The sequence below is a fragment of the Streptomyces sp. SID5464 genome (assembly GCF_009862985.1).
In the GTDB taxonomy this organism is placed as follows: Bacteria; Actinomycetota; Actinomycetes; order Streptomycetales; family Streptomycetaceae; genus Streptomyces; species Streptomyces chartreusis_D.
Map to the genome: position 1 here is coordinate 163,450 of NZ_WWIQ01000059.1, position 9,126 is coordinate 172,575.

Annotated in this window: 10 protein-coding genes; 1 reads left to right on the top strand and 9 read right to left on the bottom strand. The window is 71.2% G+C overall.

Features of this window, described 5'->3' with window-relative positions; all coding sequences use genetic code 11:
• The first annotated feature begins 177 nt into the window (after positions 1-177).
• The gene (locus GTY47_RS41305; protein ID WP_010043850.1) at positions 178-429 is read left to right on the top strand and encodes a hypothetical protein; all 252 of its coding nucleotides are present in this window, start codon (positions 178-180) and stop codon (positions 427-429) included.
• Positions 430-478: 49 nt separating this feature from the next.
• On the opposite strand, the gene GTY47_RS29260 is transcribed toward GTY47_RS41305, so the two are convergent.
• The 9 genes from GTY47_RS29260 to GTY47_RS29300 form a co-directional block, all read right to left on the bottom strand.
• Positions 479-1,225, bottom strand: coding sequence for a FadR/GntR family transcriptional regulator (locus GTY47_RS29260; protein ID WP_010043852.1), 747 nt, complete (start codon positions 1,223-1,225; stop codon positions 479-481).
• Positions 1,226-1,235: 10 nt separating this feature from the next.
• On the bottom strand, positions 1,236-2,282 hold the full coding sequence (gene denD / locus GTY47_RS29265; protein WP_010043853.1) for a D-erythronate dehydrogenase: 1,047 nt from the start codon (positions 2,280-2,282) through the stop codon (positions 1,236-1,238).
• Positions 2,279-3,082: a 2-oxo-tetronate isomerase gene (gene otnI / locus GTY47_RS29270; protein ID WP_010043854.1), complete on the bottom strand. Its 804-nt coding sequence runs from the start codon at positions 3,080-3,082 to the stop codon at positions 2,279-2,281. Before otnI ends, denD begins: the two co-directional genes overlap by 4 nt.
• A 31-nt stretch (positions 3,083-3,113) precedes the next feature.
• Positions 3,114-4,421, bottom strand: a complete 1,308-nt coding sequence (locus GTY47_RS29275; protein WP_010043858.1) for an MFS transporter — start codon at positions 4,419-4,421, stop codon at positions 3,114-3,116.
• 52 nt (positions 4,422-4,473) lie between these two features.
• Entirely contained in the window at positions 4,474-5,172 is a 699-nt protein-coding gene (locus tag GTY47_RS29280) for an aldolase (RefSeq protein WP_010043860.1), read from the bottom strand.
• Entirely contained in the window at positions 5,169-6,449 is a 1,281-nt protein-coding gene (gene otnK, locus GTY47_RS29285) for a 3-oxo-tetronate kinase (RefSeq protein ID WP_010043862.1), read from the bottom strand. Before otnK ends, GTY47_RS29280 begins: the two co-directional genes overlap by 4 nt.
• Position 6,450: 1 nt before the next feature.
• Entirely contained in the window at positions 6,451-7,368 is a 918-nt protein-coding gene (ltnD, locus tag GTY47_RS29290; RefSeq protein WP_029181450.1) for an L-threonate dehydrogenase, read from the bottom strand.
• Between the two features lie 134 nt (positions 7,369-7,502).
• Positions 7,503-8,624 carry a PP2C family protein-serine/threonine phosphatase gene (locus GTY47_RS29295; protein ID WP_010043866.1) on the bottom strand — a complete coding sequence of 374 codons (1,122 nt, stop codon included), beginning with the start codon at positions 8,622-8,624 and terminating at the stop codon, positions 7,503-7,505.
• Between the two features lie 83 nt (positions 8,625-8,707).
• Positions 8,708-9,126: ATP-binding cassette domain-containing protein (locus tag GTY47_RS29300; protein ID WP_040903627.1), on the bottom strand; the 419-nt coding region annotated here is incomplete at its 5' end.

Here is a 9,126-nt window from a genome sequence, read left to right on the forward strand (position 1 = left end):
CGGCACTAAGGAAGAAATCGTCCTCGGACGCTTGCAGGAATCCGGTCGCCCAATCGCGGAGGCGCTCGCCGCCCGCCCCTGACGACGAGCGGCCCTGGGAGGCGCTGCGCCGGTCCTTCGACGTCCCGACGCGGATGAACGAGCAGGCGTCCGAGCCAGGCACTCACCTATCTGCGCGTGCTCCAGGAGACCCCGTCGCTGCGCGCGGGCCACCATGAGAAGCAACTGCTCTGGCAGGGACTGCTGGTGCCGGAGGTCGCCCGGCGACTGGGCGTCGGCCCCGACCGGCCGGAGGACACCAGGCCGAGCGCACTGGCCGCCGCCGCGCTCGCCTGCCTGGACGTGGCCGCCATGGGGTGGGTGGCTTGCGAGGGCACCGTTCCCCTGGCCGTGCTGCTCCACCGGGCGATGCGAGCACTCTCGGAGTAGCCGGGCCTCACCTGGCCCCACGGGGGCTCTGGCGGCGGCCCGCTCCCTGTCAGGGAGCGGCGTCGAGGTCCACGGCGAGGTCCTCGGTCTGCGTCCAGAAGCTGTCGTCGGCATCCTGGAGCCGGCCGGCGGCCTGCTGCATGTGGCGGCGTGCGGCGGCGCGTGCCGCTTCGGGGTCGCCTGCCTCGATGGCGGCGAGGATGGCGTGGTGCTCGTCCCGGACCGCTTCGATGAAGTCGTTCCGGCGTGCCTCGTTCGCACGCGTGACGCGGATACCGCTGCGCGACACGTCGCCCAGGTACCGCACAGTCGAGACCATCACGGCGTTTCCGGTCGACTCGGCGATGGACCGGTGGAAGGCCAGGTCCTCGTCCACGCCGTCGCCGCCGGCCGCCACCGCCGAGTCGATCGTGTCCAGTGCCTGACGCATGCGCGCGAGGTCGCGCGGTGTGGCCCGGGTGGCGGCGAGACTGGCTGCCTCGCCCTCCATGGCCCGGCGTACCTCCACGATCTGCAGCACCTTCGCCTTGGTGTCGGCGGCGTCGAGGTCGAGCGGGCGTGTGCGCCGGGGCAGGACGAACACGCCGATGCCTTGCCGCGGTTCGACCAGGCCCGCGTTGCGGAGCCTCGACAGGGCCTCGCGCACCACGGTGCGGCTGACGCCCAGCTGCCTGACCAGCTCCACCTCTGTCGGCAGTCGGTCACCCTCGGCAAGCCGCCCCGACTCGATCTCCTCGGAGAGCGTCGCGGCGACCTGGTCGGCGAGCCGGACGGGACCGGGCACCTTGGAAAACATGGTTTTCAGTCTATAGACCCTCGCTCGGCTGTCCCGCGGTGAGCGGCGAGTCGACCAGGACCGCGTCGCGGTGGTCGGCGGCGTAGTCCCGCACCACCGATGCGAAGTCCGGATCGGGCTGGAGCCCGAGTGCCGTGGCCCGCGTGTTGTCGAAGACGGAAGGCCACGAACCCACGATGGCCTCGACCTCATGATCGGGCGCGATCGTCACCAGGTCGGCGACGGCGTCGCCGGCCATCTGCCGCAGCGTGGCCAGCATCTCCGCGACCGAGACCGTGAGCCCCGGGAGGTTGACCGGCAGTCCGCCCTCGAACCGGCCCCTCCCCATGCCGCGCTCGGCCTCCGCGATGCGGAGGATCCCCTCGACCGTGCGCCGAGGCGACGCCAGGGCCACCCGCAGGTCGGGACGCACGGGACAGGTCGCGGGGAGGCCCGCGAGCGGCTCGCGGATGATGCCGGACAGGAAGCCGGAGGCGGCCGCGTTCGGCTTGCCGGGCCGCACCGAGACGGTCATCAGGCGGGCCACGCGTCCGTCGAGGAAGCCCCGGCGGGTGTAGTCCGCGACGAGTTGCTCGCAGACGAGTTTCTGGACGCCGTAGCTCGACCGGGGCGTGGGCAGCGTCGACTCGCTGACCACCGGCGGGAGCGGCAGTGCCGGGTCGGAGCCGTAGACCGCCACGCTGCTGGCGAACACCAGGCGCGGTGGGGGCCCGCCGGCGGCCGACTGCGCCCGGGCGGCTTCGAGGAGCGCGCGGGTGGTGTCCAGGTTGGCGCTCATGCCCAGGTCGAAGTCGGCCTCGCACTCGGCCGAAACGGCGGCGGCGAGGTGGATCAGCACGTCCACCGGCTCGGCGAACACGTCGTCGAGGCACTCGGCCAGATCCCCCCGCACCGTCTCCACGAGGGGGTCGGCCCTCTCCGGAGCCCCGGCCGGCACGATCCGGTCGGCGAGCACCAGCCGGTCGATCGGCGCACCGCGGAAGGTCCGTGTCCTGAGCAGGGTGCCGGTGACCTGCCGCCCCAGGAAGCCGAAGCCGCCCGTGATGACGATCCTCATGCGGTGTCTCCTCGGTAGTCGTTCAGCCAGCCGAGGCCTTCGCTCGTACCGGCGAGGGGGACGTACTCGCAGCCGATCCACCCCTCGAAGCCCAGGTCGTCGACGACGCGGAACAGGTGGCCCACGTCGAGCTCGCCCCGGTCGGGCTCGTGGCGGTCCGGCACACCCGCGATCTGCAGATGACCGACCCGGCCGCTCGGCAGATCGCGGCGCAGGGTGGTGGTGAGGTCGCCTTCGACGATCTGGCAGTGGTAGAGGTCGAGTTGCACCTTGAGGTTCGGGGCACCCACCTCCTGTACGACCTCGTGCGCCTCCGCCTGCCTGGACAGGAAGTAGCCCGGCATGTCACGGCCGTTGATCGGCTCGATGAGGATGTCGACGCCCTGCGCGGCTGCGCGCTCGGCGGCCCAGCCCAGGTTGGCCAGGTAGGTGTCGCGGTGCTCGGCCCGTTCCTTCGGCGTGGCGTCGGGCGGCACGAGCCCGGCCATCACGTGCAGCCGGGGGCAGTCCAGTGCGGCGGCGTACCGCAGAGCCCGGTCGATCGAGGAGCGGGTCTCCGCCTCCCGGCCGGGCAGCGCCGCCGTCCCGCGTTCTCCGGACTCCCATGCTCCGGGAGGCGCGTTGAACAGCACCTGCCTGAGGCCGTGGTCGTCGAGCCGGCGGCGCAGCTCCGTGGCGTCGTAGGCGTAGGGGAAGAGGTATTCGACGGCGGTGAAGCCGTCCGCCGAGGCCGCGGCGAAGCGGTCGGGGAAATCGTGCTCGGTGTACATCATGGACAGGTTCGCTGCGAACCTCGGCATGCTGGCTCCTGTGTGGGGACCGGGGGCCCGGTCAGCGGTTGACGACGTACTTGTCGGTGGTGAGCACCGCGGCGGCGCCGATGACGAGACTGAGCGCCAGGACGTACCTCGGGAGTGACGTCGAGCCGGTGGCGTCCTTCAGCGCGCCGATCATGTACGGACTGACGAAGCCGGCGAGGTTGCCGACCGAGTTGATCGCGGCGAGGCCGACCGCGGCGGCGGTGCCGCCGAGGAACGCGGTGGGCAGCGACCAGAACAGCGGCGCGCAGGTCAGCACGCCGGCCGCGGCGAAGGAAAGCGCGGCCAGGGACAGTGCGGTCGACCCGGCCCAGCCCGCCGCCAGCGAGAAGCCCACCGCGCCCATGAGACTGGGCACCACCAGATGCCAGCGGCGCTCACGGCGCTTGTCCGCGGAACGCCCGAACAGGTTCATCGTGACGAGCGCCGCCAGGAAAGGCACCGCGCTGAGCATGCCGATCGCCAGGTTGCCCTCGATGCCGGTGGACTCGATGAACGTGGGCATCCAGAAGGTCAGGGCGTACTGGCCCATCACGAAGCAGAAGTAGATGAGGCACATCAGCCACACCTTGGGCTCGCGGAAGGCGTCCCAGACCCGGCCGTGCACGGTCTGGTGCGCGGCGTCCTCGGCGATCGCCCGCTCGACGACGGCCTTCTCCTCGTCGGTGAGCCACTTGGCGGCGCGCACGCTGTTGTCGAGGTAGAACAGGGTGGCCACACCGATGAGGAGGGCGGGGATCGCCTCCAGCAGGAACATCCACTGCCAGCCCTGCCAGCCGTTCACGCCCTGGAACCGGTCCATGATCCAGCCGGAGAGCGGGTTGCCGAAGATGCCGGCCACCGGGATGGCGGACATGAAGAGCGCGATCACCCGGGCACGGCGGTGAGAGGGGAACCAGTAGGTGCAGTAAAGGATCACGCCCGGGTAGAAACCCGCCTCCGCGGCACCGAGGAGGAACCTCAGGACGTAGAACATCGCCTCGTTGTGGACGAACATGAACGCTCCCGAGACGAGGCCCCAGCTGATCATGATCCGGGCGATCCAGGTGCGGGCGCCGACGCGCTGGAGCATCAGGTTCGACGGCACCTCGAAGAGGAAGTAGCCGATGAAGAACAGGCCGGCGCCGAGGCCGTACGCCGCCTCGCTGAAGCCGAGGTCGTCGGACATCTGGAGCTTGGCGAAGCCGACGTTGACCCGGTCCAGGTAGGAGACGACGTAGCACAGGACGAGGAAGGGGACGATACGTCGCACGACCTTGCGGAAGACGGCGTTCTCACGGGCGACGTCGGTGGAGGTGGACGCCGTTATGGGCATGGACATGGGTGATCCCTCGTGCGGCTCGGGGGAATTCTCTGACAGGGTGCGGAGCGGGTCACCACGCGGCGCCGAACGCGGACCTCAGTTCGTCGAGCGCGTGGGACGGGAGGGGCTCGGGGCGACGGTCGGTCAGGAGCCAGAGACGTGCCGTCTCCTCGAGTTCTTCGAGGACGGCGAGGGCGGTGGCCGCGTCGGGTCCCCAGACGACGGGGCCCAGCCTTTCGAGCAGCACGGCCCTGACGGGCGTACGGCTCGCCGCGTGGGCGGCGATGCGGGCGGTCACCAGGTCGGCCACGCGCGGGTCGCCGGGCCGGTGGTAGGGGATGAGCGGGACGTGCCCCACCTTCATCACGTAGTACGGCGTGAGGGGAGGGAGCACGTCGTCGTCGCTCCACACGCCGGCCAGGGTGAGCGCGACCAGGTGCGTGGAGTGCGTGTGGATGACGAACCGGGCCGTGGGGTCGGCGGAGCAGATCCGTCGGTGCAGGGTCAGGGTCTTGCTGGCGCGGTCGCCCGCGATCTGTTCACCACGGGCGTCGACCAGGGCGAGGCGGCCGGGTTCGAGGAACCCCAGGGCGGCGTCGGTGGGAGTGATCAGGTGGTGGTCGCCGGCCTTGGCGCTGATGTTGCCGGCGCTGGCGTGCACGTAGCCCCGGGCGAACAGGCTGGTGCCCACGCGGACGATCTCGTGGCGCGCCTTGTCGACGGCCTCGTCGTGGCCTGTCCCGGCGGTGGTGCCCGGCTGCTGGGTCATGCGGCCTCCTCGTCCAGGAGTGCGAAGGAGGAGGTGAAGAAGTCGGGGCCGCCGAAGTTGCCGGACTTGAGCGTGATGTGGAGCGTGTCCCCACCGGGAAGGGTGGCCGCGCACCACGGCACACCGGGGTCGATCTGAGGTCCGATCCGCAGCCCGGTGACACCGAGCGCCTGGACGACCGCTCCCGACGTCTCACCGCCCGCGACGACGAGCCGGCGGACGCCACGTTCCACGAGTCCCTGCGCCACGCGCGCCAGCGTCCGCTCCACGAGCTCGCCGGCCTCGGCGGCACCGAGCCGGCCCTGGACGGTGCGGACCGTGTCGGCCGACTCGGTGGAGTAGACCAGGACCGGTCCGACGTCCAGGTGTGACTCGGCGAAGGCCAGCGCCTGCCCGACCACGTCCTCACCGGCCGCGACACGCAGCGGATCCACGCTGAACGCGGGCCGGCCGCTGCGCAGGTACCGGAGGACCTGGCCGTTGGTGGCGACGGAGACCGATCCCGAGACGATGGCCCGGTGGCCGCCGGGAGGCGGCAGCTGCGCGGCGGCACGTGACGGCTTGAAACCCCAGTTCGCGGGCAGCCCGATCGCCAGACCCGAACCGGCGGTCACCAGCGCAAGCCCCTGGACCGCCGTACCCAGGCGCAGCAGGTCGTCGTTGGAGACGGCGTCGACGACGGCGATCCCGACGCCGTCCTCGCGCAGGGCGTCGATGCGGGCTCGGATCGCCTCGGCGCCGCCGGCGACGACCGTGTGGTCGATGAGGCCGACTGCCCGGGTGGTCTGCGCACCGAGGACGGAGACCAGGTTGGAGTCGGTCATCGGGGTGAGCGGGTGGTGGCGCATGCCGCTGTCGCCGAGCAGCACGTCACCCACGAACAGATGGCCCTTGAAGACCGTGCGCCCGTTGTCGGGGAACGCGGGCGTCGCCACCGTGAAGTCGGTGCCCAGCGCGTCCATCAGCGCCTCGGTGACCGGTCCGATGTTGCCGGCCGGTGTCGAGTCGAAGGTGGAGCAGTACTTGAAGTAGACCTGCTCGGCGCCCAGGGACCGCAACCAGGCCAGTGCCCGGAGCGACGTCTCGACGGCGTCGGCGGCCGGAACGGTCCGCGACTTGAGGGCGATGACCACGGCGTCGGCGTCCACCGCCTGTTCGGCGCCGGCCGGCGGCACGTCGATCAGCTGGACGACGCGCATGCCCGCGCGCACCAGGTTGTTGGCCAGGTCGGTGGCGCCGGTGAAGTCGTCCGCGATGCACCCGAGGCGAATTCCCATGTCACGCCTCCACCGGCTCGGGCAGGTCGATCCCCGGGAAGATCTTGATGACCGCGCTGTCGTCCTCGGTCCCCAGGCCGGAGGCCGATGCCTGGAGGAACATCTGGTGGGCGGTGGCTGCGAGGGGGAGCGGGAACCGTTCCGGGCGGGCGGCGTCCAGGACGAGCCCCAGGTCCTTGACGAAGATGTCGACGGCGGAAAGGGGGGTGTAGTCACCGGCGAGCACGTGGGCCATGCGGTTCTCGAACATCCAGGAGTTGCCGGCGCTGTGCGTGATGACCTCGTAGAGCGCCTCGGCGGGAACGCCGGACCTGATGCCGAGGGCCATCGCCTCGGCCGCGGCGGCGATGTGCACGCCCGCGAGCAGCTGGTTCACGATCTTGACCTTCGAGCCGAGTCCCGCGCGGTCGCCCAGTCGGTAGACGGTGCTGCTCATGGCCTCCAGCACCGGGTCGGCGACCGAGTACGCGGCGGCGGAGCCCGACGTCATCATGGTGAGCTCGCCGGACGCCGCACGGGCGGCGCCCCCGGAGATGGGAGCGTCCAGGTAGAGCACCCCCGACTCGGCCAGGCGGCCTTCGAGCCCCGCGGACCAGCCCGGGTCGACCGTGGAGCACATCACGAAGACGGAGCCCGGGCGGAGCCGGCCGGCCGCCCCGTCAGCGCCGAACAGCACGGACTCGACCTGCTCCGCGTTGACCACCACGCCGACCAGGACGTCCACCGCGGCTGCCAGCTCCCCGCAGGAGCCGAACGCCGTGCCGCCGTCGCGGGCGAAGGCCGCGGCCACCTCCGGTCGCAGATCGTGGACCCCCACGTCGTAGCCCGCGTCGCGCAGAGCGCGGGCCATCCCGAGGCCCATGGCTCCCAGTCCCACCACGCCCACAGGCGGACGTGCGGTCTCGTTCTCGTCGTCCATGCCCATCCTCGTCCTGCTGTGTCGTCCAGAGGGTCGGCTCCGGCCCCCGGAGGAGATCAGGTCATATGATGACCTGACGACAGTGATTTGCATCGTGTGATGTCGCTCACAACGGTGGGGGTTCGGGGCGTCGGTCAGCGGTACGGAGAGCGGCGGACGGTCAGGACGGCGACGTCGTCGTGCTGGTCACCGTCGCCGGCGAAGGCGCGGGCGTCCTCGTACAGGGCGCGGGGCAGTTCGGTGGGGGAGAGGGCGAGGTGTTCCGTCAGCCGTTCGTCGACCGGATAGAACGTGCCGTCCGTGGCACGGGTCTCGGTGAGGCCGTCGGTGGTCAGCAGCAGTGTGGAACCGGCCGGGAAGTCGAACCAGCCCACGGTCGTGGGTTCCAGGGCCAGCTCGGCGAGACCGAGCGGCACGCCGGACTCCAGCGGCGGTGCGGCGACGACGCCGTCGTGCATCAGCCGGGGCGGGATGTGCCCGCAGTTGACGACCTGCGCCTCGGTATGGGCGTCGACGGACAGGACGAGCGCGGTGACGAACCGCTCGTCGTCGCCGTTCTGTTCGGCGTACGAGTTGTGTCGGACGACCGAGGCGTCCAGGGCGTCGACGAGCGCGGTGAGCGTGGGTTCCCGGTGGGCCGCCTCGCGGAAGGCGCCGATGACGGCGAACGCGGCCCCCACAGCGGCGAGTCCCTTGCCCTGCACGTCACCGATCAGCACCCGGGTCCCCCAGGGCGAGGCGATGACCTCGTAGATGTCACCGCCGACGAGCCGGTCCTCCTGCACGGGTTCGTACACGCCGTTGACCAGGACGTCGTCGGTGACCAGGGGCAGGGGGTGCAGGATGTGCCGCTGCATGGCGGCGGCGGTGGAGCGCAGGCGGAGCATCTCGTGCTCGCGCCTGATGCGGCGGTGGCAGGCGTAGACGGAGGTCACTCCCAGGGCGAGGGTGAGCAGGACCAGCAGGGCCCGGTCGAGCCACCTCCCCACTTCGCTGCCGCGCAGCAGCACGGTGAGGGTGACGATGACCGTGGTCCATGTGGCGACGAACCTCGTCTGCTGAACGGTGCACAGCGCCGACGCCGTACCCGGAAGGAAGACCAGGAGACCGAGGAGCCACACCGCGGACCCGGACAGGGTGCCGAGAATTTCCACCAGGGCCGTCACCGAGACCACGCCGACGGCCAGTTCGAGGTTGCCCGGCGGCTCGATCGCCTCGAGGGCGTCCGACGGCCTTCTTCGGCGGGGACGGATCATGGGAGCTCCCGGGCAGGTCGTGATCTCTCCCGTACGTTATGCAGGCCGCCCGCGTGGAGGCGCCCCGCCGCGCCCCGGCAGGCTCAGATGGTGCGGCCCCTGCCGTCGAACTCCTTCATGCGGTCGAGTACGCGGTCCGCCGTGGGCCGGATCATCTCGTCGACGATCCGGCCGTCCACGAGGAAGATCACCCGGTCCGCGTAGGAGGCCGCCACCGGGTCGTGCGTCACCATCACCACGGTCTGCCCCAACTCCCGTACGGAGCTGCGCAGGAAGCCCAGCACCTCGGCGCCCGAGCGCGAGTCCAGGTTTCCGGTCGGCTCGTCACCGAAGACGATCTCGGGCCGGGAGGCCAGCGCGCGGGCCACGGCGACCCGCTGCTGCTGACCGCCGGAGAGCTGCGCGGGCCGGTGACCCAGCCGATCGGACAGGCCCACCCTGTCGATGACCCTGCGCACCCACTCCTCGTCGGGCTTGCGCCCCGCGATGTCCATGGGCAGGG